This window comes from Mesorhizobium sp. U510, from assembly GCF_059180695.1.
In genome coordinates this window covers 4,067,702-4,090,761 of record NZ_CP180532.1, presented here as the reverse complement: position 1 = coordinate 4,090,761, position 23,060 = coordinate 4,067,702, and the positions used below count along the sequence as shown (strand labels likewise).

Sequence of the window (23,060 nt, the reverse complement as noted above, 5' to 3'; positions counted from 1 at the left end):
CAAAAGAGGGGTCCGGCTTAACAGGGAGCCAACGACATGAAGCGAATACTTCTTGCTGTCTTCGGCATCCTGGCACTGGCCTTTGCCACGCTCACGCCGGCATTCGCCCAGTCCAAGGGTGTCGTCTACTATCTTGTGCCGACACTACTCGATGAATTCCAGACCGGCTCGGTGACCGCGCTGGAGCTGTTCCTCAAGCAGGCCGGTTATGAGTTCAAGTCACTGAACGCCGACAACAAGACCGATGCCCAGCAATCGCAGATGAACGACGTCATCGCACTAAAGCCGGCGGCCATTATCCTCGCGGCTGTCGACTTCAACGCGCTGAAACCGTCCATCGAGGCCGCCCGTGCCGCCGGTATCCCGGTGGTCGAGTTCGACCGCCAGATCACTTCGACACCATCCGACTTCACGTCAGTCGCCGGAACGGTCGAAATCGGCCATGTCGCCGCCGACCAGGCCGAAAAACTGTTGAAGGCCAAAAACGGCTCGGTGAAGGGCAAGGTGCTGCAGGTGCTCGGCGATCCAGGCGATCCCTACACGCTCGACATCCAGAAAGGCTTCGAAGAGAAGATGAAGGCGTTTCCGGACGTCAAGATCATCTCGCTTCCGGCCATGCAGTGGGAAGCCAGCAACGCCGGCACCATCGTCGCCGACCAGATGCTGGCCAACCCCGACATCGACCTGATCTTCAGCCATGCCGCGCACCTCTCGGTGGCCGCCGTCGCCTCGCTCGAGGCCGCCGGCAAGAAGCCGGGCGACGTCATGCTGATGAGCTCGAACGGCGCGCCGGTCGGCCTCGACCTGATCCGCAAGGGCTGGCTCAACGTCGAAGTCGAGCAGCCGCTCTACGCGCAGGCCGCCGCCGTCGCCATGTTCATGGACAAGGTGGTCAAGAAGCAAGAGATCAAGCCCGGCGAATATGACGTGATCGGCCTGAAATCGACCGTGACCAAGGAAGCCTGGGGGCCGAACATCAAGATCCCCGGTGCCGCCATCACCAAGGAGAATGTCGACAACCCGGCTTTCTGGGGCAACCAGAAGCCGCCGACGGACGCCATTAAACCCGTCGAGTAGTCCTGTCGCACGGAGCGCTCCGGGCCATCGCGGCCCGGAGCCAATCCTTCGCAAATCGCGCCATTCGGAAGATCGAATTGATTCTTTCGGGCCATGCACCAGTCGGATCAGCCCCATGAACCCCCGCACCCGCCATGCCCTGGAGCTCATCCTCGACAACCTCGTCTGGTTCATGCTGGTCTTCGTGCTGGTGGTCTTTTCCATCTTCATCCCGAACTATTTCCAGCTCGGAATCTTCGCCAACATCATCGAGGCTTCGAGCGTGCTCGGCGTCATGTCGATCGGCCTGGCGCTGGTCATCATCGCCGGCCACATGGATTTGTCGGTCGAATCCGTCGCCGCACTCAGCGCCATGGCGGTCGGCATCCTGTTCTGCTCATCCGGAATCGGGCTTGGCGTCCAACTGCATCCGGAATGGCTGATGGTTCCGGTGTCGCTGCTGCTGGCGCTGGCCGTGGGCGGCCTGATCGGAGCCTTCAACGGGTTTCTGGTCGTCAAGGTGAAGATGAGCGCGTTCATCATCACGCTGGCCTCCTACATCTGGGTGCGCGGCCTGGTGCTGGTGATTTCGGGCGGCCGCTCGGCGCAGGATCTTGCACCGGCGATCCGCTGGTTCGGCATCCAGCGGCTGATCGGCCTGCCGCTCACCGCCTGGATCGCCATTGCCTGTTTCGTCGTCTTCTCACTGATCATGGCCAAGACACCGTTTGGCAGGCACCTGGTGATGATCGGCGGTAACGAGACGGCGACCTTCCGCGCCGGCATCCGGGTGAACCGCAACCTCATCATCGCCTTCGTGCTTGCCGGCGCTATCGCCGGCCTTGCCGGCTGGCTGCTGGCGATCCGCACCTCGGGCGCCACCGCAAATCTCGGCGTTGGCCTGTTGTTCAACGCCTTTGCCGCGGTCGTCATCGGCGGCGTCAGCCTGAAGGGCGGCGTCGGCACCCTGCCCGGCGTCTACGCCGGCGTGCTGCTGCTCTCGGCCATCAACACGGCGATCAATCTGATGGGGCTGCCGGCCAATTTCACCCAGGTCATCCACGGCCTGCTGGTACTTGCGGCCGTGCTGCTCGACGCATTCAAGCAAACCATTCGCCAAAGACTGGCATGACAGGACGGCTCGCATGGCTGGACGATTGAAAGACAAGGTGGCGCTGATCATCGGCAGCGCGCGCGGCATCGGCAAGGGCACCGCACTGCGCTTTGCCGAAGAAGGCGCACGACTCGTGCTGGCCGACAGCGAGGCCGAGGCCGGGCAAGCGACCGCCAGCGAGCTCGGTGTCCCCTTCATCGGCACCGACATTTCGCAAATGCGCGACGCCGAGGCCGCGGTGACACTGGCGCTGAACCATTACGGCCACCTCGACATCATCGTGCAGAATGCCGGGATCTATCCCTGGCAATTGATCGAGAACACCAGCACCGACGACTGGGATCGCGTCATGGCCGTCAATCTGCGCGGCACCTTCAATGCCACCCGCGCAGCCCTGGTGCCGATGAAGGCGCAGCGCTCCGGACGCATGCTCTACACCTCCTCCATCACCGGACCGCATGTCACAAGCCCCGGCCACGGCCATTATTCGGCGACAAAGGCAGGCATCAACGGCTTCATCCGGGCAGCAGCCCTGGAGTTCTCCGGCTACGGCATTACCGTCAACGGCGTCGAGCCCGGCAACATCCTGACCGAAGCCATCCAGGAGCATCGCGGCGCCGCTTATATCAAGAACATGGAGGATTCGATCCCGCTCGGCCGGCTCGGCAGTCCGCGCGATGTCGCCAATGCCTTCCTGTTCCTTGCCTCGGACGACGCAAGCTACATCACCGGCACGACCATTGTCGTCGATGGTGGGCAATTGCTGCCCGAGGGCAAGGATTTCCGGATGGTGCCGCCTTGATCGCCCATGTCTTTCGGACGGCGCAGGAGCGATCCGCCGGGTAGAGGCGTCAGGAAGCTCGCACCCCCTATGGCCTGCAACCCCTGATGATGAAAAACCCGCCACGGGAGCGACCCGCGGCGGGCTTTTGGAGTGGCTACATCCCGGAGGAATCGACCGCTTGCAATTGTATTGTGAACCGCGTGACCGTGTCAGCCTATGGTGTGATCGCGGAAGACAAGGCCATCACTTGCGATTGCGCCGAAAAGCCCTCGCGCCCTTGCCGAGAGACCTGGCAGCCTCCTTGGCGTCCTGCCAGCCTTTCAGCTTGATTGTCTTGCCCGTGCCCAGCACGGAGGACAAAAAGAACTGCTCGATCTCCTGGCGCAAATCCTGCGGCAAATGGTCGGCAGTCACGGGCTTGTCCGGCGCATCCTCCTTGCGCGGGCAGAAAATATAACGATCGTTGCGGATGACCGCCCCATCAGGGTCCTTCTGCTTCACCCGCAATGCACCGAGCAGATCGCATTTGATGACCACGCCAGGTGCTGTAGCGGCCTGGTGGATCACCATCCCGTCGAGCGGATCACCATCTTCCCCGACGGTGGAAGGTACGAACCCCCAATCATAAGGGTATGTGTTGCCGACCGGCAGCGGCCTTGAATATTGAAAGACGCCCGTCTTGGGGTCGTAGGCGAGCTTGGCGGCTGCTCCGCGCGGCGTTTCGACGACAACGCGAAACAGGTTCCGCGACTTCGCCGGGAGTTTCAGAAAGTTTGTCATGGCTCGTCCATCCAGCGCCCAGATCGCAGTAGCACGCGCGAACAGGCAAAAGGTTCCCGCGTGGCAACCAACGAACGGAACCCGGTGCCGATACAAATGTTCAACGTTGGAGCGAAGGGAGAGTGTGAATGGTCAAGGTTTCGCCGCATGCGCTCAAGGGTATCGGCTATGTGGTCTCGACGGTAAGCGTCATATTGCTGGCGGTGGTCAGCTGGAAAAATGCCTCGCAAGACCCGGTGCTTGCCGCATGCCTGTTCGGTGGCGCCACCACATCGATTGCGGGCATGTGCTGCCGCTGGACATCCTATGCTATCGAAAAGCGGCAGAACAAGCTGTAACGCGCCGGCCTTGTTCAATCGATCTTGCGCGCAGCGTTGACTGTGGGTTGTACGCCGCGCAAACAAGAGCACTGAAATGGCTCATGCAGGCGCGCCGATACGCAAACAGCATCCGGGCACAAGCTGCGTAGCCGAGCTTGGCCTCCCTCACTCCATAACGATACCAAGCACAGCCGCCTTCTTTGTGACGAGGGCTTTCAGATCCGCGTCAGAACGGTCCGTTCCCGTCCTTTGACGAAGCACTTCGATGAATTCGGCCATCGATAGAAAGGCAGGGCCGTCATGCTCCGTGAGCATCGTTTCGACCGCCTTGGCCACGTCGACGGTATCCGGTCCAACTGTCGTCTTCATCCGCCACCTCCGCGCAAGGTCGCCTTAGCGGTCAAGAAACTTCGAAGCCCTGCCAACGTTCCCATCGGCGAAATCGCAACCTGCGAAAAGCCTGCGGAGAATGGTCCGTCCGCATGATCGACGGTGACGAGGAACCAACCCGATCATTCTGTCTGGAGTCTTTCGCCCTCGCCTTCGCAGAGGGCCAGAGGATACGTGCGGGGCTTACCGACTTCAAACGGATCTAGGTTCAATCCTCGGAAGCATCAGGCGCCCATCGTCCTGCCTCCAGGAAGGGCCAAATCGCATCTTCAAGACGACGTGGAATGGTGGGCGATGACGGGCTCGAACCGCCGACATCTTCGGTGTAAACGAAGCGCTCTACCAACTGAGCTAATCGCCCGCTCCGGCGCGGACCTTTAAGCGGTCGGGACCGGCTTCGCAAGGCCAAATGAACAGGTGACGCCCTGTCCGCAGGCCCGATTTGCGAACAAAACGCCGGCTGTCAAAAAACCTTCTCCAGTTTGTTGTTATGATGGTTTGGTGCGCTTGACACCCGGTGGCGAACCCCTTATCCAGCGCCCCAACGACGAACACGGCTGACACGTGCTCGTCAATGCGCGGGTGTAGCTCAGTTGGTTAGAGTGCCGGCCTGTCACGCCGGAGGTCGCGGGTTCGAGCCCCGTCACTCGCGCCATTTCCCTCAAGGATCGCAATCCTTGGCACAGGGAAATGCCGACATGAATTGTCAGAATCCACTTTCAGAAATGAAGGGCCAAGGCGCGGTCTTTCCCGCCCTATCGCCGGTTTTGTAGCCTGGCGGTCGATGAGCATTCGCCGTCGCTGCGCGAATCGTGCGCGGCCGAAAAATTCAGCCACGCCTGCGCGGCAATCTGGCAAACGCGAGGCCACTCCAATAGGCTGAAAAGCAGCTCCTGGAACGACTCGGGCTTGAGCCGCGTTTGACCTTGGGAATCCCACTTGCGGATTTGCCCACAAAGCGCTGGATTCATTTCGCAGGTAGCGGAGTTGCATTCGTAGGCTGCCTGAACGGCATGGAGGACTTATCGTGTCAAACGCACCAAACATTTCTATGCGCACATTATTCACGCTCATGTACCTGGGCGGCGCGACGACGGTCGCCACCGCCCTTTTCCCGGCGACCGCGTCGGCCGACCGATTGCAGCCATGCGCGCGCGAGGGCGGGCTCTGCCGTCTGCCGTATCCCGCCGAAGTGGTCTACGGCGCCCGGGGCCGCACGACCTCGCGCTATTTCGACCGAGACGCGGTGCCGTGTTCAAATCGCGTTTTTGGCGATCCGGCACCGGGCATCCCAAAATCGTGTTTCATCGTCATGCGCGGCCGGGACCAGTCGGATGACAATTACGACGAACCCCGCCGCGAGAGATGGGCAGCCTGTGCCGATGAAGGCGACTACTGCGATTTCTATGGCCGCAAGGTGGTCAGGTACGGGGCACGCGGCCAATTCACGCAGGACGTGTTCCGCAACGGCGTCCAATGCGACAATGATACGTTCGGCGATCCCGCTCCCGGTCGTGAAAAGCGGTGCTACGTCAGGCAATAGCTGATCGGGCTATCGCCGGATGGACATCCAGGGCAGTTTGCCGTTTCATGGAAACAGCGAACTGCCCTAACACTTTGTTTTGGTGCAATTCCATTGGCGCAATTTCAAGGGGAAAGCGCTACGCACTTTTCATGGGTTTGCGCTGGGATTGGAACAGCCTGATGGCCCGGCTGCCCCGCATGCCTCAACCCTTCGCCAGCAGCGCCTCGACCTCTTGCAGCGTCGGCATCGACGGCGCGGTGCCGGGTCGCGTCACCGAGATGCCGGCGACGGCGCAGGCGAAGCGCACCGCCTGCAGCGGCTCCACGCCTCGCGACAGCGCCGCCGCGAAGCCGCCGTTGAAGGCGTCGCCCGCGCCGGTGGTTTCGACAACCGGCCCGGCGCTGATGGCTGCGACATGCTCGGAGCGTCCCTTCGAGTGCAGGAGCGCGCCCTTGTCGCCGAGTGTGACGATGACGGTCCCGACGCCCTTTTCGAGCAGCTTGCCGGCGGCGACCCGCGCCTCATCGACCGACGAGACCTTCAGTCCGGTCAATTCCTCCGTCTCGGTCTCGTTTGGCGTCAGATAGTCGCAGAGCGTGTAGATACGGTCGGGAAGCTTTGCCGCGGGGGCAGGGTTGAGGATGGTTGTCACCCCTGCCCCGCGCGCGATCTCCAGCGCCCGCATCGCGGCATCGATCGGCTGTTCGAGCTGGGTAACGAAGACGCCGGCGCCACGAATCAGGGCGGCATTGGCCTCGATATCGGCCGGCGAGATCAGCATGGCCGCACCCGGACTGACGATGATGGCGTTGTTGCCGCTGCCCTCCTCGACGAAGATGTAGGCGGCGCCCGTATAGCTGTCCGGCGTGTCGATGACGGCGCTTTTCACGCCGGCATCCTGCCAGGTCCGCTTGGCCATGTCGGCGAAGGCGTCGACGCCAAGGCGGGTCAGGAAGGTGGTGTCGGCGCCGAGCTTGCCGGCGGCCACCGCCTGGTTCGACCCCTTGCCACCCGGGCCCAGCTTGAACGAATTGCCGAGGATCGTCTCGCCCATGCGCGGCTGGCGATCGGCGCGATAGGCGGTATCGGCGACGAAGACGCCCAATATGACGACAGGCTTTCCGGCTGCCATATCCCTACTCCGCATCCGGCGGTACGACGCCCTTGCGGAAGGCAAAGCAGCCGTAGAAACGGCGTTCGCCGGTCTGGATGACGCAATAGGCCTGCTTGGCGCGCTCGTAGAAGGCGTAGCGCTCGACCGGCAGCATCGGCCAGGACTTGCCTTCAGCCGCGTCGATTTCCTTTTGCACTTCCTTCTGCACGGGTGGGATCTCGTCCGGCTTGCCGACGATTTCCATGCGCGCGGCCGCGTCGTCGACGAACGTATCCAGCGGATAAAGCGACAGCACTGCCTTGACCACCTCGGCGGCCGGCGCATCGATGCGCAGCAGCCGGCCGAGCGCCGTCTGACGCGCCACCGAATCGGAGGGGAAGTTGGTGTCGGCGATGATCAGGTCATCGCCATGGCCCATCGCCCGCAATGCCTGGAGCACGTCGGCATTGAGCAGCGGATTGATGCCTTTGAGCATGATAGTCCTCGTGATGTCCGTTGAAATCAGAGACGCTTGCCGGTCTCCGCATCGAAAAGATGAATGTGGTCGAGCCTGGGCTTCAGGGTCAGCGTGTCGCCGGGCTTGAAGTCGTGGCGCTCGCGAAACAGCGCCACCATCTCGCGGTCGCCAAAGCGCAGGAACACAAGCGTTTCCGAGCCGGTCGGTTCGACCACCGAAATCTTCGCCGGTACGCCATCGGGATGGATTTCCAGATGCTCCGGGCGCACGCCATAGACGACGGCCTGCCCGTCCTGCGCGGCATTGTCGGCAATCGGGAACAATGTGCCTGATATGTCGACGCCGGGCTTGTCGCCCTTTCGCACAACTCCCTTGAGCAGGTTCATCGACGGCGAGCCGATGAAGCCGGCGACGAAGAGATTGGCCGGCCGGTCGAACAGCTCCAGCGGCGCACCGACCTGCTCGATGCGGCCATCGCGCATGACGACGATCTTGTCGGCCATTGTCATGGCCTCGATCTGGTCGTGGGTGACGTAGATCGTGGTGGTCTTCAGTCGCTGGTGCAGTTCCTTGATCTCGGTGCGCATCTGCACGCGCAGCTTAGCGTCGAGGTTGGACAGCGGCTCGTCGAACAGAAACACCTGTGGATTGCGCACGATGGCGCGGCCCATCGCGACGCGCTGGCGCTGGCCGCCGGAGAGCTGCCGGGGATAGCGCTTCAGATAGGGGTTGAGGTCGAGGATATCGGCGGCGCGCTTGACCCGCTCGGCGACCACGGCCGGATCGGTTTTCCGCAATTTGAGGGCAAAGGCCATGTTCTGCTCGACCGTCTTGTGCGGGTAGAGCGCGTAGTTCTGGAACACCATGGCAATGTCGCGTTTTGCCGGCGGCAAATGGTTGACGACGCGGTCGCCGATGGCGATCGTGCCGCCGGAAACGGTCTCCAGCCCGGCCACCATCCTGAGCAGCGTGGACTTGCCGCAACCCGAGGGGCCGACCAGCACCACGAACTGTCCGTCAGCGATGTCGACGCTGACTTCGTGCAGAACCTTGACGGTTCCAAACGCCTTGGCCACCTTGCTGATTGCGACTTGAGCCATCTCTCCCCCATCGGCTCCAACTGGCCGTAGGCGCAGAAGCTAACCAACGCGCCCTGTCAGGGCAAGTCGGTCTCTTATAGATAAAAACCGTTCTCGTTGACACGGCGTTTGGTTGCGAGAATAGTGGCGGGTGCTGGTCCAAATGTCGGCACCGATCCGCAGGGAATTTCAATCGACGCAGGGTGGGGTCCTGCCTAATTCGTATCCGAGCCGGTAGCACAGTTGTGCTTCATCGTCCGACAGGTGGCCACATCCATTCACACTGATTCTGGGAGGAATAGTCGATGAGAACAGGTCTTTACGATAGGCTGGTCCGGGCCGGCGCCACGCGGCGCGACGTCTTGAAGGGTGCGGCCAGCATGGCCGCGATCGCGGCGGCATCCGGCGCCGGGCTTGGCGCCTTGACGCGCCCCGCTGCCGCCGCAAGCGAACTGCGCTCGAAGATCCTGCAGATTCCCGGCGTTGGCAAAGGTCAGCCGACCGATGCCGATTTCCAGAAGGTCGGCGAACTCTGCCTCGAGGCCACCAAGGCCAATGTCAAGGAAGGCGAATTCGCCGGCGTCGAGCTGACCTTCATGGGCCTCAACAACCAGAACCTGCACAATGTGCTGTTCCGCGGCTTCCTGAAGCCATGGGAGGCCTATACCGGCGCCAAGATCAGCTGGATCGACCTGGCGCAGGCCGACTACAATGCCCGCCTTCAGCAATCGATCGCCACCGGCACCGTCGACTTCGACATCATCGAGATGGGCGCGCCCTTCGAAGGCGATGTCTGCGGCAAGGGGCTGACCTCGGAGATGCCCGACTGGGTCAAGAAGCAGATCGATTTCGACGACCTGGTCAACTACCTGAAGCCGCCGGTCGGCACCTGGGACGGCAAGCAGTATCGCGTCACCATCGACGGCGACACGCACAATTTCAACTACCGCACCGACGTGTTCGCCGATGCCGACCTCGCCAAGCAGTGGAAGGATGGCGGCGGTGAAGGCGAATGGGGCGTGCCGAAGACCTGGCAGCAGGTGCAGGCCGTCACCAAGTTCCTCAAGGGCAAGAAATTCAAGGGTCAGGACGTTTACGGCTATCTCGACGCGCCCAAGCCATGGGGCGGTTTCGGCTTCTACTTCCTGGGCAGCCGCGCCACCGCCTACGCCAAGCATCCCGACGACAAGGCCTGGCTGTTCGACGCCGACACGATGAAGCCGCGCATCAACAATCCGGCTTGGGTGCGCGCCATCCAGGACGTGATCGACGCGCTGCCGTCGGAACCGGCGGACCAGATCAACGCCGACCCGAACACCACCGGGTTCCAGCAGTTCCTGGCCGGCACCGGTTCGATGATCCCCTGGTGGGGCGACATCGGCTCCAACGTCAAGACCAACGATTCCTCGGTCATCGGCGATGTCACCGGCTTCTCGATCCTGCCGGGTTCGGACGATGTCTACAATTCCAAGACCGGCAAATGGGAGAAGCTCGCCAGCGGGCCGAACTATTCGCCGAACTGCGCCTATCTCGGCTGGGGCGTCTATGTCATGGCTCGCGTCGACAAGGACGAGAAGAAGAAAAAGGCGGCATGGTCCGCCGCCGCTCATCTCGGCGGCAAGGACCTGTCGATCTGGACGGCGATGTATCCGTCCGGCTTCCAGCCCTACCGCAATTCGCATTTCGACATTCCGGAATGGGTGGCGGCCGGCTACGACGAGGCCTTCATCACCTCGTATCTGAAGTCGGAAGGCGACAGCTACAACCATCCGAACGCGGCGATCGAGCCACGCATCCCCGGCATCTTCCAGTATTATTCCGCCGCCGAGGACATTCTGGCCAACACCTTCGCCGGCAAGATGAAGGCACAGGAAGGCGCCGATGCCATCGCCGCCGCCTGGGAAAAGCTCACCGACCAGATCGGCCGCGAAAAGCAGATCAAGCTCTACAAGGCCTCGCTCGGCCTGGCCTGATCGTAGCGTGAACCAGGGGTCCGGCGACGAAAGCCGCCGGACCCTGTCTTGACCGGCATCGCCGGTCGCGAAGTGCCTTCTGCAACTGGATGAGACGCGTGGCTGACCAGATTTTGCCCACCAATGATTGGCCGGCAAACGCCGTCCCATCCGACCTGATACCGCCAGGCCGCAAACGCTTGGGCTGGGCGGTGATGGCCGCCGCAACGCTCGGCCTGCTGGCAACGATCCTCGTCCAGATCCTCTACAAGAGCGAAGTCGACACGATCGGCTTCGAGACATGGCGTCCGGTGGTCTATGCCTATGTGCTGTGGGGCGTGGCACTCGGCATCGGCCAGGTGCTGACGCGCGGCGAGGACGGCCAGCGCGCGCTGTTCCTGCTGCCGGCGCTGCTGTTCACCATCGCCATGGTGATCTTCCCGACGCTGTTCGGCTTCTACATCGCACTCACCGACTGGAACCTCTCCTCCTTCAGCGGCCGCAGGTTCAACGGGCTCGACAATTTCTGGCAGATGCTGGGCGATCCCTACTATCGCAACGCGCTGTTCAACATGGTGCTCTACGTGCTCGCCGTGCTGGTCGAATATGTCATCGCCTTCGGGCTGGCGCTGCTGCTCAACGCGCAGATCCGGGCGCGCAAATTCTTCCGCGTCGTCTTCCTGATGCCGCTGATGCTGTCCCCGGTCGCGGTGTCATGGATGATCGGCAAATCGCTGATGGAGTACCGGTTCGGACCGGCGGCAACACTGGCGCGCCATCTCGGCTGGGACAATCCCGCCTTCTTTTCCGATCCCATCATCGCCCGCATATCGATCATGATACTAGATGCCTGGACCTTCATCCCGTTCATGATGATCATGCTGCTCGCCGGCCTGCAGGCGATGTCGCGCGAGGTGCTGGAGGCCGCGCGCGTCGACGGCGCGACCACCTGGCAGACCTTCTGGCAGGTCACTTTCCCGCTGATGTTGCCGGTTTCGGTGACGGCGGTGATCCTGCGCATCATCTTCAAGCTGAAGCTGGCCGACATCATCATCACGGTGACCTCGGGCGGCCCCGGCGGCGCCACCGATTCCGTCTCCAGCTTCATCTACCGCGAATACCGCGACCGCTCCAATGTCGGCTACGGCACCATGCTGGCGATGGCCTATCTGGTCATCATCGTCGTGTTCGTGACCTGGCTGTTGAAGCTTGCCAACCGCTTCGTGCGCAACGTCAATTGAGTGGCCGGATCATGAGCGTTCAGACCACCGAATACACCGTCTCCGAAATCCGCTCTCCGGCGAGCTTCATCACCAGCCGCGTCTTCATCTATGGCGCGCTGGTGTTCTGGGCCTTGATCTGCCTGTTCCCGATCTACTGGACGATAACGACCTCGTTCAAATCGGCGGTCGACGTCACCCAAGGCCATCTGATCCCCTTCGTCGACTTCCAGCCGGACTGGAAAGGCTGGCGCTCGCTCGGCCTGTCGCCGGATTCGATCTTCCAGACCTCCACGGTGCGCGATGAGTTCTTCAAGCGCTTCATGAACTCGGTCATCACCTCGGTCGGCGCGTCGAGCCTCGCCATCGTCATCGGCAGCCTCGCCGCCTACGGCCTCACGCGCTACCGCTACAAGTTCGCCTGGTTCAAGAACGAGGACATCTCCTTCTTCTTCCTGTCGCAGCTGATCCTGCCGCCCGTGGTGCTCGCTCTGCCCTTCCTGGTGCTCTACCGCGAAGTCGGCCTGCTCGACACGCGCATCGGGCTGATCCTGCTCTACACGCTGATGGTGCTGCCGATCGTCATCTGGATCATGCGCGACCAGTTCAACTCCATCCCGGTCGAGCTGGAAGAAGCAGCGCTCGTCGACGGCCTGTCGATCTGGGGGGCGTTCTTCCGCATCGTCATGCCGATCGCGCTGCCGGGCATGGTCGCCGCCTTCATCCTGGCAATGGTGCTGTGCTGGAACGAATATTTCTTCGCTGCCCTTCTGACCTCGACCGATGCCAAGACCATCCCGGTCATGGTGGCGAGCCAGACCGGCTCGCAAGGCATCAACTGGTGGTCGATGGCAGCCCTTGCCACCGCCGCGATCGCGCCGCTGGCGGTCATCGGCATCGCGCTGGAACGCTATCTCATCATGGGCATGACGGCGGGAGCTGTGAAGTGACGAACCAATACTGGTTCGCACGCAACATCCGTGTCGGCTACAAGGGCTACGACCGCTACGGCAAGGGCGTCATGCCGATCGCCTGGCAAGGTCGAGCCGTCATCGCCGGCTTCGTGCTGGCCATGCTGTGCGGCGGCCTGGTCATGGCCCTGGAGGGATTCTACGGCTTGGCATAGCCCTCTATGTCGGCCTGGCGATAGCCGGCGCCGGGACGTTCATCTGGGCCGTTGCCACCAAGAGCGATCCGGGGACAGGTCGATTGCCGATTACCGGGCGGAGCGGCTGAAAAAACCTTTAGGCCTTCAGGATAGCGCGCAGGTGATCCATGATCATGGCGACGCCCTTGTCCCCAAGCTCAGCCGACGCATCCTTGGCGCTCGCCGTATACCAGCTGGTATTGTCGGCGAAGTGGGCGGCATCAACCGCCTCCGGACACAGCGCCAGCATCAGTGATGTCTCGCCGATGCCGGCATGGTCGAACGGGTACTTGCCGTTCATGGCGGCCGGCATCAGCGGATGCACCTGCACCCAGTTGAAGAAATTTTCACCGGCGGCGTGTCCGGCATAATAGTCGGCCATCGTCTCGGAACCCCACCACCCCTCGCCGCGCTGTTTCTCGAGGAAACGGAAGATCGCCTGGCGGCCGGCGGTCTTGAAGGCGAGATCGGTCGGCATGCCGGCGGCGAAATTCTCGGTCTGGTGGTGGATGATGGCGTGGATGTTGCGGAAACCGACGCGCAGCAGGCTGTAGAACAGTTCCTCGCCGAACGGCGCCAGCTGGTTGCCGCCGACCTGCACCGAGCCAGTGCCTTCCGGCGGCGCCACTGCGTAGCTCGCAGCACCGTAGTAGAAGGGCGGCAGGATGACGACATCCCTCTCCTTCTCGAACAGCTCCAGCGTCTTGATGACGGCCAGCGTGTCCATGCCGACAGCCATATGCTCGCCATGGTATTCGAGCACGCCGAGCGGCAGGGCGACCGGCCAATTCTCGGCGATCGCCTGGCGGATCTGGTGCGGCAGCATCAGTTCATAGCGCACGATCTATTCCATATTGGTGTGGCGTGCGCGCATGGCTTCGGGCGAAGCACCGATCAGGGATTTGAGCTTCAGCACCATCACCTCGAACAGCAGGAACAGCGCCCCTTCGAACAGCGAGCCCATCGGCAGGACCGAAGTCTTTTGCGGCCCCTGATCATTGGCCATGGTCTGGGCCGGAATGAGCAGCGTGGCATCGGCCAACCCCGCCGCGCTGCCGCCGGACTGGGCGGTGAGCAGCAGATTGGTCGCGCCGGCATCGCGCGCGACACGCATCAAGGTCAGCACCGTCGAGGTTTCTCCCGGCCCGGAACTGGCCAGGAAGACGTCGCCAGGCCCCAGTGGCGGCGTGGTCATGTCGCCAACCACCGCGACCGGCAGACCGAGATGGTAGAGCCGCATGGCGAAACCCTTGACCTGCAAGGCCTCGCGGCCGCAGCCATAGACGACGATCTGCCTCGCTTCGGCCAGAAGCTTGCAGGCGACGTCGATCTGGCTGTCATCCACGCGCGCCAGCACGTCGCCGAGTTCGTCGAGCGCGGTCTTGAACAGATTTTCGTTCCGGTCGCTCACGACAAACCCACCCTCGAAATCCTCCTCGGATTTTTTCACGAACAGCTTGATTTCATTCATGCTAGCAACCGCGAAAATGCGTGTCCAACGCCGCGCAGCGCTTTTGCCTGATCACAGGCATGATAGTGTCATGTCAGACAAATCAACCCCGGGAAAACTGCAAGACATGAAGACACGGCATTTCGACCGCATCGGCAATGGCGGCCTCACCTTTACGGAGCTCGGCTTCGGCACGGCACCGCTCGGCAATCTCTACCGCGCCGTTTCGGACGAGGATGCCAAGGCCACGCTCGACGCCGCCTGGGAGACCGGCTGCCGCTACTACGACACCGCGCCGCTCTACGGGCTTGGCCTGTCTGAAACACGCCTCAACCCCTTCCTGCGCGGCAAGAAGCGCGACGACTATGTGCTGTCCAGCAAGGTCGGCCGCCTCATGCGCGCCTGCCCGCCGGAGCAGCGCACCGGCATCGGCAAGTTCTTCGACACGCCATCACGCCAGGAGGTCTACGACTACAGCTATGACGGCGTCATGCGTTCGTTCGAGGCCTCGCTCGAGCGGCTTGGCGTCGACAGGATCGACATACTGTTCGTGCACGATGTCGACATCTTCACCCATGGCAGCAAGGAGGCGTCCGACCGGCGCATCGAAGAATTCATGCGCTCGGGCTACTATGGACTGCTGTCGCTGCGCGACCAGGGCGCGATCAAGGCGTTCGGCGGCGGCATCAACGAATGGCAGGTTGCCCAGACATTGGCCGAGCGCGGCGATTTCGACCTGTTCCTGCTTGCCGGGCGCTACACGCTGCTGGAACAGGAGGCGCTGACGTCCTTCCTGCCGCTCTGCCAGAAGCGCGGCATCGGTATCGTCCTTGGCGGCCCCTACAATTCCGGCATCCTGGCGACAGGACCCAAGCCCGGCGCCTATTACAACTATTCCGAGGCGCCGAAGGACATTCTCGAGCGGGTCGCCGGCATCGAGGCTGTCTGCAAACGCCATGGCGTCAGGCTGATCGAGGCGGCGCTGCAGTTTCCGCTGCTGCATCCCTCTGTCGTCTCGGTGATCCCAGGCGGCCAGCGGCCGAGCGAAGTGGAAGGCAACCGGGCACTGCTCGACGCGAAACTGCCGGCTGCGCTGTGGGCCGACCTCAAGAAGGAGGGCTTGATGCGCGACGACGCGCCGACCGCATAGGAGCGTTGCCGCCCCCAATTCGGGCCAAAATGAAAAGCCGGGTACCGGCGTCGGGCACAAAAAATGAAAAGCCGGGCAAGCCCGGCTTTTCTGTCTCTGAAAAGAAAAAACGCTTAGTTGACTGCGTCCTTCAGGCCTTTGCCGGCCGAGAACTTCGGCACGGTGCGTGCCGGGATCTTCACTTCGGCGCCGGTCTGCGGGTTGCGGCCGGTCGAGGCCGCACGCTTTGACACGGTGAAATTGCCAAAGCCGACAAGCCGGACATCGCCGCCCTTCTTCAGTTCGCCGGTGATGACGGAAAACACCGCATCGACCGCCGACTGCGCGTCACCCTTCGAAATGCTCGCGGCGTCGGCGACAGCGGACACCAGTTCGTTCTTGTTCATAAAAATTCCCTTCCATGAGAACACCGGAACTAACGACTCATCCGGCAGGAAACGGACTTTAGAAAGAAGCGCTGCCGCAACCAAGTCGAAAAGCCCGGAAAAAGTGGAAAAAAGCCCGGAAATCCGGGGTTTTTCACATGAAAAAGCCGGGCGCGAGGCCCGGCTTTCCGTTTGTGCACTGCAACCTTAGAAAGAATCTAATGTGCAAGCGACTTTCCAGCGTCATCGGCACTGTCGGTCGTGGCCGGCGGATTGACCGGTTCGACCCATTCGATCGGCTCCGGCATACGCACCAGCGCATGGCGCAACACCTCACCGACGCGCGAGACCGGAATGATCTCCATGCCGTTCTTCACATTGTCCGGAATCTCCGCCAGATCCTTGGCGTTGTCTTCCGGGATCAGCACCTTCTTGATGCCGCCGCGCAGCGCGGCGAGCAGTTTCTCCTTGAGGCCGCCGATCGGCAAGATGCGGCCGCGAAGCGTTATCTCGCCAGTCATCGCCACATCGGCCCGGACCGGAATGCCCGTCAGCACCGACACAATGGCTGTCGCCATGGCAGCACCAGCGGACGGACCATCCTTCGGCGTGGCGCCTTCCGGCAAGTGCACGTGGATGTCGCGCTTGTCGAACAGCGGAGGCTCGACGCCGAAATCGAGGGCTCTTGAGCGGACATAGGAGGCCGCCGCCGAGATCGATTCCTTCATCACATCGCGCAGATTGCCGGTCACCGTCATGCGGCCCTTGCCGGGCATCATGACGCCTTCGACCGTCAGCAGTTCACCGCCGACTTCCGTCCAGGCAAGACCGGTGACGACACCGACCTGATCGTCAGCCTCGACCTGACCGAAACGATAGCGCTGGACACCAAGGTAATCGGCGAGGTTCGCCGCCGTGATGCTCACCGTCTTCTTCTTCGTCTTCAGGATCTCGGTCACGGCCTTGCGCCCGAGCTTCATCAGCTCGCGCTCCAGGCTTCTGACACCCGCTTCACGGGTGTAGGTCTGGATGATGGCACGGATCGCATCCTCGCCGACGGAGAATTCCTTCGGCTGCAGCGCGTGATCGCGGATCACCTTCGGCATCAGGTGCCGCTTGGCGATTTCGATCTTTTCGTCCTCGGTGTAGCCGGCGATACGGATGATCTCCATGCGGTCCATCAAGGGCGCAGGGATGTTCAGCGTATTGGCCGTCGTCACGAACATCACGCTCGACAGGTCGTATTCGACCTCGAGGTAATGGTCCATGAACGTCGAGTTCTGCTCGGGATCGAGCACCTCGAGCAGCGCCGACGACGGATCGCCACGGAAGTCCTGGCCCATCTTGTCGATCTCGTCGAGCAGGAAGAGCGGGTTGGACTTCTTCGCCTTCTTCATCGACTGGATGACCTTGCCGGGCATCGAACCGATATAGGTGCGCCGATGGCCACGGATTTCGGCTTCGTCACGCACGCCGCCGAGCGCCATGCGGATGAATTCGCGGCCGGTCGCCTTGGCGATCGACTTGCCAAGCGAAGTCTTGCCGACGCCGGGAGGGCCGACAAGGCACAGGATCGGCCCCTTCAGCTTCTTCTGGCGGCTCTGGACGGCCAGATACTCGACGATGCGGTCCTTGACCTTGTCGAGGCCGAAGTGATCGGTGTCGAGCACGTTCTGGGCGTAGGCCAGGTCCTGCTTGACCTTGGAGTTCTTGCCCCACGGGATCGACAGCAGCCAATCGAGGTAGTTGCGCACGACGGTCGATTCCGCCGACATCGGCGACATCGTCCTCAGCTTCTTCAACTCGGCTTCCGCCTTTTCGCGGGCTTCCTTGGAGAGCTTGGTCTTCTTGATGCGCGCCTCGATCTCGGCGGCCTCATCGCGGCCGTCCTCGCCCTCGCCGAGCTCCTTCTGGATCGCCTTCATCTGCTCGTTGAGGTAGTACTCGCGCTGCGTCTTCTCCATCTGGCGCTTGACGCGCGAGCGGATGCGCTTCTCCACCTGCAGGACGGAGATTTCCGCTTCCATGAAGCCCATCGCCTTTTCCAGCCGCTCCTTGACCGAGAGCGTGGCCAGCATTTCCTGCTTTTCAGGGATCTTGATGGCGAGATGCGAGGCAACCGTATCGGCGAGCTTGGAATAGTCGTCGATCTGGCTGGCGGCACCCACCACTTCAGGCGAGATCTTCTTGTTCAGCTTGACGTAGTTCTCGAAGTCGGTGACGACCGAGCGGGCCAGCGCCTCAACCTCGACCTCCTCCTCTTCCGGCTCGACCAACGCGGTGGCGCGGGCCTCGTGGAAATCGGGACGGTCGGTGAACGAAACGATCTTGGCACGCGAAGCGCCCTCGACCAGGACCTTGACGGTGCCGTCGGGCAGCTTCAGCAATTGCAGCACATTGGCGAGCGTGCCGATGTCGAAGATGGCATCGGGCTCGGGATCGTCATCGGCAGCATTCATCTGGGTGGCAAGCAGGATCTGCTTTTCCTGACCCATCACCTCTTCCAGCGCCTTGATCGACTTTTCGCGCCCGACAAAGAGCGGAACGATCATGTGCGGGAACACCACGATGTCGCGCAGTGGGAGAACTGCGAAGACGCCGTCGCTGGGAGCCTTGGATATTTTGGCCATTGTCCAACCTTTCATGTCGCGGTCGCCATCAGGCCAACCGCGAATCTTATATTAACGACCGGGGATCGTTCCGCCTACCACCGTTTGTGACGGGAGTTTTACAGCACAGAAATCGGGCACCTCGGCCTTCTCGTGTTAGGTGGATGCAAGCAGGGCAAAGATCAAGAGTTAACATCGCCTGCAATCCACTCCATCGCCGAGGTCGCGTGCTCTACACAGCAAAACGGCGCCGCGACGGCGCCGTTCCACAAAAATATGCGGTGAAGTGCCATATCAGGCACTGACGTTGCCCTTCTTTTCCTTCTGTTCGGAATAGATGTAGAGCGGTCGGGCGCTGCCGGTCACCACTTCTTCCGAAATCACCACTTCGCGCACGCCTTCGAGCGCCGGCAGTTCGAACATGGTGTCGAGCAGGATCGCTTCCATGATCGAGCGCAGGCCGCGCGCGCCGGTCTTGCGCTCGATGGCGCGCTTGGCGATAGCCGACAGGGCGTTCTCGTGGAAGGTCAGGTCGACATTTTCCATCTCGAACAGCCGCTGGTACTGCTTGACCAGCGCGTTCTTCGGCTCGGTCAGGATCTGGATCAGCGCTGGTTCGTCGAGGTCTTCCAGCGTCGCCAGGACAGGCAGACGGCCGACGAACTCCGGAATGAGGCCGAACTTCAGGAGGTCCTCGGGCTCGACCTGGCGGAAGATGTCACCGGTGCGGCGGTCCTCCGGCGAGGCGACCGTGGCGCCGAAACCGATCGAGGTCTTGCGGCCGCGATCCGAGATGATCTTGTCCAGGCCGGCAAAGGCGCCGCCGCAGATGAACAGGATGTTGGCGGTGTCGACCTGCAGGAATTCCTGCTGCGGATGCTTCCTGCCGCCCTGCGGCGGCACGGAAGCGACGGTGCCTTCCATGATCTTCAGCAGCGCCTGCTGCACGCCCTCGCCGGACACGTCGCGGGTGATCGAGGGATTGTCGGACTTGCGCGAAATCTTGTCGATCTCGTCGATGTAGACGATGCCGCGCTGGGCGCGCTCGACATTGTAGTCGGCCGACTGCAGGAGCTTCAGGATGATGTTCTCGACGTCCTCGCCGACATAACCGGCTTCGGTCAGCGTCGTGGCGTCGGCCATGGTGAAGGGCACGTCGATGATGCGGGCCAGCGTCTGCGCGAGCAGCGTCTTGCCGCAACCGGTCGGGCCGATCAGCAAAATGTTGGACTTGGCCAACTCGACATCGTTGTTCTTGCCGGCATGCGCGAGACGCTTGTAGTGGTTGTGGACGGCCACCGACAGCACGCGCTTTGCGTAGGGCTGGCCGATGACATAGTCGTCGAGAACCTTGAGTATCTCCTGCGGTGTCGGCACGCCCTCGCGCGACTTCACCATCGAGGTCTTGTTCTCCTCGCGGATGATGTCCATGCAGAGTTCGACGCATTCGTCGCAGATGAAGACCGTCGGACCGGCGATCAGCTTGCGCACCTCATGCTGGCTTTTGCCGCAAAACGAGCAATAAAGCGTGTTCTTCGAGTCACCGCTGTTGTTGCCGACCTTGCTCATTTCCCTGTCCTTTCATCGCCGCCCGCCGATGGTCTGGCTGAAAGGGCGCATACTCTATTTATCGCGGGAATCCGCCGCCGCCAGTGTCCCGGCTCCCGCAACGTATTCCGTACGAAACACAAATCAGAAAACGTGGCAATGATTCGCAGCAACCCCACACAAAGCTAAGCCGTCGAAAATCAACATAGCCTTAACGTAGGCAATCCCGACCGTCGAGGGAACAGCCAATTGTGGCCGAAATGCCGCAAGACGCGCCAAAAGCGCGTGATGGTGTCATCCAACTGCCACCAAGCCCTTATGCCACGGCGCTCTCAGCCGGCTCGCGCGACGAAATGACCTTGTCGATGAGGCCGAAATCCTTGGCTTCGTCGGCGGTCATGAAATGGTCGCGGTCGAGCGTGCGTTCGATCTCCTCGTAGCTCTTGCCGGTGTGCTTGACATAGACCTCGTTGAGACGGCGCTTCAGCTTGACGATATCCATGGCGTGGCGCTCGATGTCGGAGGCCTGGCCCTGGAAGCCGCCGGACGGCTGGTGAACCATGATGCGGGCGTTCGGCGTGGCGAAACGCATGTCCTTGTGGCCGGCGGTCAGAAGCAGCGAGCCCATCGAGGCCGCCTGGCCGATGCAGAGCGTCGATACAGCCGGCTTGATGAACTGCATGGTGTCGTAGATCGCCATGCCCGAAGTGACCACGCCACCCGGCGAATTGATGTAGAGGTTGATTTCCTTCTTCGGATTCTCGGCTTCCAGGAAAAGAAGCTGCGCGCAGACCAGCGTCGCCATGCCGTCCTCGACCGGACCGGTGATAAAAATGATGCGCTCCTTGAGGAGGCGCGAGAAGATGTCGTAGGCCCGCTCGCCGCGATTGGTCTGTTCGACCACCATCGGAACGAGGTTCATGTAGGTTTCGACGGGGTTTTTCATCGGTTATCTCTTATCTCGCGGTGGGATTCCGGCGCCGGGAATGCTGGCAGATCGGGCAGAATCGGTTCTGGATCGTTGTTCCGTAGATAGGATGCCGGCTCATCCTTGTGCAAGGCCGACCCGTCCTAGCCATCTGGGTAAGTCGAATCAAGCTTTACGGCCAAGGATTCGCATCGCTGACGCCTGCACCGGTTCCGGAGCAGACGGTACCGGGCCGCAACGTAGCAGTTTCTTAACCGCGTCACTTAACGAAATGCGCCAAAACCGCTTTTCTCAGCGGCACCTTTCCCTACAATTCAACGTTGAACTTGTGCCTACGGTTCAAACAGGGGGAGTGTCATGTTCAGGAGAAGCGCATCCTTCGCCATTGCCGGGCTGGCCATGCTTGGCACGACTTCGCAGACGGCGGCCGGAGGCCGCGCCGTGGAATGCTACGAACCGGTCCACACGCCTGACGTCTACGACACGGTCTATGAAGACGTGATGGTCAGTCCGCCCGGCCAGCAGGTCGACTACACCCCGCCGATCTACGGCACACGCGAACGCGTGGTGATGACGGTTCCGGCACAAGTGACCTACGAGGTCGTGCCTGCCGTTACCCGCACCGTCTACCACACGGTGAGGGTCGATGGCGGCGGCTATTCCTGGGAATGGCGCGTCATCCATGGTCGCAGGGTTCTGTGCAAGATCTGGCACAAGGCGCGCTACGAACGCGTCGCCGAGACGGTGGTGATCCAGCCGGAGCGCACAAGGCGCGTCGTCATTCCGGCGCAATACGACCAGATCGCCGAGGAAGTGCTGGTGCGGCCGGAGCGAAGGCGCATCATCGATGTCCCCGCCTCCTACCTGACCGTCGCGCGGCGCGTGGTGGTCAGAGAAGGGTCGTCTGGCTGGCGGCGCGTGCATATTCCGAGGCACTGCCAGGACTAGGCCACCTCCGCCCGCAGCCACGCCTTCAGGCCGTCGTTATCGCCATCGCCGACAGCCGCCGCAACGCGCCTGCCGACCGCCGCGCCGAACTTGTAGCCATGGCCTGAGCAGGCCGAGACAACAAGGCACTTACCTTTCGCATGCGCCATGAATTTTTCGTCGGCGGTGAAGGTGTAGGCGCAGGTGACCACCTCGGTCACCTCATACTCCTGGATGCGGGCGATCGGTGGCGAAAAGAGGCTGCGGATCGCCTCCCCCTCGCCCGGCACAGGCTGACGGTTCCAGTCGGCGTCGCTCGTCGGCACCCTGTGCAGCCCGGAACCGAATTTCATGCCGGCGCCGCCGGAAGGCGGGATCACGTAGCCGTCGACCGCGCCGCCGACGTCGAGGACGACCGGTGCCACCTCCCAGGCCGCCTTCAGGTCAGCCGGCGGCTCGACATAGGCAAGGGCTGTCCGATAGGTCTTCAGTTCACCGTCCAGTTCCGGAAACAGTTTCAGCACCCAGGCGCCAGCAGCGACGACGATGCGGTCGGCCTGCATGGTTTCGCCGCTTTCGAGCACGATGCGGCCAGTTTCTGACTCGATCGCGGTCACCTTGCTGTGTTCGTAGACATTGGCACCATTGGTACGCAGCCAGGCGGCAAGGCCGGAAGCGATCTTGCGGCAATGGAGCGCGCCGCCTTCCGGCGAATAATAGGCATAGCGGAACGTGCCCGGCTCGAGAAAAGGCCAGCGCTTGACGGCGGCGTCTGGTTCGAACAGTTCGAAGGGGAAATTCCCCTCTTCCAGGCCCTCGCGGTATTCCTCGGCTTCGTCGCCCGGTTCGCGCGAAATGCAGACGAATCCGCGCGCATCGAGGTGGCTTTCGCCGAGATCGGTCCACATCTCGTCCCAGGCCTCGTAGGCTTCGGTGATCAGCCGGCCATAGCCGCTTCGGGCGCGGTAGGCGCGGCGGATGATGCGGTGATGATCGCCGGACGCGGCCAGCGGATTGGGGATCGGCCCCTGCTCGACGATCGACACGCTGTGGCCGGCCTTGACCAGCGACCACGCCGTGGAAAGACCGGCAATCCCCGCGCCAACAACGATCACGTTCATCGTTCACGCCTTCCGCAGCCGCAT

Annotated in this window: 23 protein-coding genes and 2 tRNA genes; 12 read left to right on the top strand and 13 right to left on the bottom strand. The window is 62.1% G+C overall.

The window, feature by feature from the left end:
• Positions 1-36: 36 nt before the first annotated feature.
• The 3 genes from ACLGL5_RS21330 to ACLGL5_RS21320 all read left to right on the top strand — a co-directional run bounded on the left by ACLGL5_RS21330 (position 37) and on the right by ACLGL5_RS21320 (position 2,972).
• Entirely contained in the window at positions 37-1,077 is a 1,041-nt protein-coding gene (locus ACLGL5_RS21330) for a sugar ABC transporter substrate-binding protein (RefSeq protein ID WP_019857728.1), read from the top strand.
• 115 nt (positions 1,078-1,192) lie between these two features.
• A complete protein-coding gene (locus ACLGL5_RS21325; RefSeq protein WP_019857727.1) occupies positions 1,193-2,188 on the top strand; it encodes an ABC transporter permease in 996 nt (331 codons plus the stop codon).
• 13 nt (positions 2,189-2,201) lie between these two features.
• Entirely contained in the window at positions 2,202-2,972 is a 771-nt protein-coding gene (locus tag ACLGL5_RS21320; RefSeq protein ID WP_038646358.1) for an SDR family NAD(P)-dependent oxidoreductase, read from the top strand.
• A gap of 225 nt (positions 2,973-3,197) precedes the next feature.
• On the opposite strand, the gene ACLGL5_RS21315 is transcribed toward ACLGL5_RS21320, so the two are convergent.
• Positions 3,198-3,830: an inorganic diphosphatase gene (locus ACLGL5_RS21315; RefSeq protein ID WP_240564664.1), complete on the bottom strand. Its 633-nt coding sequence runs from the start codon at positions 3,828-3,830 to the stop codon at positions 3,198-3,200.
• Positions 3,831-3,862: 32 nt separating this feature from the next.
• On the opposite strand from ACLGL5_RS21315, the gene ACLGL5_RS21310 reads away from it, so the two are divergent.
• On the top strand, positions 3,863-4,072 hold the full coding sequence (locus ACLGL5_RS21310; RefSeq protein ID WP_019857723.1) for a hypothetical protein: 210 nt from the start codon (positions 3,863-3,865) through the stop codon (positions 4,070-4,072).
• 147 nt (positions 4,073-4,219) lie between these two features.
• On the opposite strand, the gene ACLGL5_RS21305 is transcribed toward ACLGL5_RS21310, so the two are convergent.
• Positions 4,220-4,423, bottom strand: a complete 204-nt coding sequence (locus ACLGL5_RS21305; RefSeq protein WP_064982716.1) for a hypothetical protein — start codon at positions 4,421-4,423, stop codon at positions 4,220-4,222.
• Positions 4,424-4,729: 306 nt separating this feature from the next.
• Positions 4,730-4,805, bottom strand: a tRNA-Val gene (locus tag ACLGL5_RS21300).
• A gap of 217 nt (positions 4,806-5,022) precedes the next feature.
• Between ACLGL5_RS21300 and ACLGL5_RS21295 the strand changes: the two genes are divergently transcribed.
• A tRNA-Asp gene (locus tag ACLGL5_RS21295) sits at positions 5,023-5,099 on the top strand.
• A gap of 372 nt (positions 5,100-5,471) precedes the next feature.
• Positions 5,472-5,987: a hypothetical protein gene (locus ACLGL5_RS21290; RefSeq protein WP_027046753.1), complete on the top strand. Its 516-nt coding sequence runs from the start codon at positions 5,472-5,474 to the stop codon at positions 5,985-5,987.
• Between the two features lie 184 nt (positions 5,988-6,171).
• Here ACLGL5_RS21290 and rbsK read toward each other — a convergent pair whose 3' ends face one another.
• Genes rbsK through ACLGL5_RS21275 form a run of 3 tightly spaced genes read right to left on the bottom strand, consistent with a single transcriptional unit; the run spans position 6,172 to position 8,640 of the window.
• Positions 6,172-7,101 carry a ribokinase gene (gene rbsK / locus ACLGL5_RS21285; RefSeq protein ID WP_069091968.1) on the bottom strand — a complete coding sequence of 310 codons (930 nt, stop codon included), beginning with the start codon at positions 7,099-7,101 and terminating at the stop codon, positions 6,172-6,174.
• Between the two features lie 4 nt (positions 7,102-7,105).
• On the bottom strand, positions 7,106-7,558 hold the full coding sequence (locus ACLGL5_RS21280; RefSeq protein WP_019857679.1) for an RbsD/FucU family protein: 453 nt from the start codon (positions 7,556-7,558) through the stop codon (positions 7,106-7,108).
• A 26-nt stretch (positions 7,559-7,584) separates the two neighbouring features.
• Positions 7,585-8,640 (bottom strand): ABC transporter ATP-binding protein, encoded by a 1,056-nt coding sequence (locus ACLGL5_RS21275; protein ID WP_019857678.1) that lies wholly within the window; start codon positions 8,638-8,640, stop codon positions 7,585-7,587.
• A gap of 284 nt (positions 8,641-8,924) precedes the next feature.
• Between ACLGL5_RS21275 and ACLGL5_RS21270 the strand changes: the two genes are divergently transcribed.
• From ACLGL5_RS21270 to ACLGL5_RS21255, 4 genes are all read left to right on the top strand, one after another.
• Positions 8,925-10,592 carry an ABC transporter substrate-binding protein gene (locus ACLGL5_RS21270; RefSeq protein WP_064982608.1) on the top strand — a complete coding sequence of 556 codons (1,668 nt, stop codon included), beginning with the start codon at positions 8,925-8,927 and terminating at the stop codon, positions 10,590-10,592.
• An 89-nt stretch (positions 10,593-10,681) separates the two neighbouring features.
• A complete protein-coding gene (locus ACLGL5_RS21265; protein ID WP_019857676.1) occupies positions 10,682-11,812 on the top strand; it encodes a carbohydrate ABC transporter permease in 1,131 nt (376 codons plus the stop codon).
• Between the two features lie 11 nt (positions 11,813-11,823).
• On the top strand, positions 11,824-12,741 hold the full coding sequence (locus ACLGL5_RS21260) for a carbohydrate ABC transporter permease (protein ID WP_019857675.1): 918 nt from the start codon (positions 11,824-11,826) through the stop codon (positions 12,739-12,741).
• Entirely contained in the window at positions 12,738-12,917 is a 180-nt protein-coding gene (locus ACLGL5_RS21255) for a hypothetical protein (protein ID WP_069091967.1), read from the top strand. The genes ACLGL5_RS21260 and ACLGL5_RS21255 overlap by 4 nt, the downstream gene beginning before the upstream one ends.
• 118 nt (positions 12,918-13,035) lie before the next feature.
• On the opposite strand, the gene ACLGL5_RS21250 is transcribed toward ACLGL5_RS21255, so the two are convergent.
• Entirely contained in the window at positions 13,036-13,779 is a 744-nt protein-coding gene (locus ACLGL5_RS21250; RefSeq protein WP_069091966.1) for a creatininase family protein, read from the bottom strand.
• 3 nt (positions 13,780-13,782) lie between these two features.
• Positions 13,783-14,349 carry an SIS domain-containing protein gene (locus ACLGL5_RS21245; protein WP_069093392.1) on the bottom strand — a complete coding sequence of 189 codons (567 nt, stop codon included), beginning with the start codon at positions 14,347-14,349 and terminating at the stop codon, positions 13,783-13,785.
• Positions 14,350-14,515: 166 nt separating this feature from the next.
• Between ACLGL5_RS21245 and ACLGL5_RS21240 the strand changes: the two genes are divergently transcribed.
• Positions 14,516-15,538, top strand: a complete 1,023-nt coding sequence (locus ACLGL5_RS21240) for an aldo/keto reductase (RefSeq protein WP_069091965.1) — start codon at positions 14,516-14,518, stop codon at positions 15,536-15,538.
• Positions 15,539-15,651: 113 nt separating this feature from the next.
• Here the strand turns inward: ACLGL5_RS21240 and ACLGL5_RS21235 are convergent, their stop codons facing one another.
• From ACLGL5_RS21235 to clpP, 4 genes are all read right to left on the bottom strand, one after another.
• Positions 15,652-15,924, bottom strand: coding sequence for an HU family DNA-binding protein (locus ACLGL5_RS21235; protein ID WP_006201846.1), 273 nt, complete (start codon positions 15,922-15,924; stop codon positions 15,652-15,654).
• A gap of 197 nt (positions 15,925-16,121) precedes the next feature.
• Entirely contained in the window at positions 16,122-18,533 is a 2,412-nt protein-coding gene (lon, locus tag ACLGL5_RS21230) for an endopeptidase La (protein ID WP_069091964.1), read from the bottom strand.
• Between the two features lie 273 nt (positions 18,534-18,806).
• Entirely contained in the window at positions 18,807-20,081 is a 1,275-nt protein-coding gene (clpX, locus tag ACLGL5_RS21225) for an ATP-dependent Clp protease ATP-binding subunit ClpX (RefSeq protein WP_010915651.1), read from the bottom strand.
• A gap of 295 nt (positions 20,082-20,376) precedes the next feature.
• The gene (clpP, locus tag ACLGL5_RS21220) at positions 20,377-21,006 is read right to left on the bottom strand and encodes an ATP-dependent Clp endopeptidase proteolytic subunit ClpP (RefSeq protein WP_010915650.1); all 630 of its coding nucleotides are present in this window, start codon (positions 21,004-21,006) and stop codon (positions 20,377-20,379) included.
• A gap of 339 nt (positions 21,007-21,345) precedes the next feature.
• On the opposite strand from clpP, the gene ACLGL5_RS21215 reads away from it, so the two are divergent.
• Complete coding sequence (locus ACLGL5_RS21215; protein ID WP_069091963.1) at positions 21,346-21,936, top strand: hypothetical protein; 591 nt, start codon at positions 21,346-21,348, stop codon at positions 21,934-21,936.
• Here ACLGL5_RS21215 and ACLGL5_RS21210 read toward each other — a convergent pair.
• A complete protein-coding gene (locus ACLGL5_RS21210; RefSeq protein WP_069091962.1) occupies positions 21,933-23,036 on the bottom strand; it encodes an NAD(P)/FAD-dependent oxidoreductase in 1,104 nt (367 codons plus the stop codon). The two genes, ACLGL5_RS21215 and ACLGL5_RS21210, sit on opposite strands and share 4 nt — an antisense overlap.
• Positions 23,037-23,060: the final 24 nt, after the last annotated feature.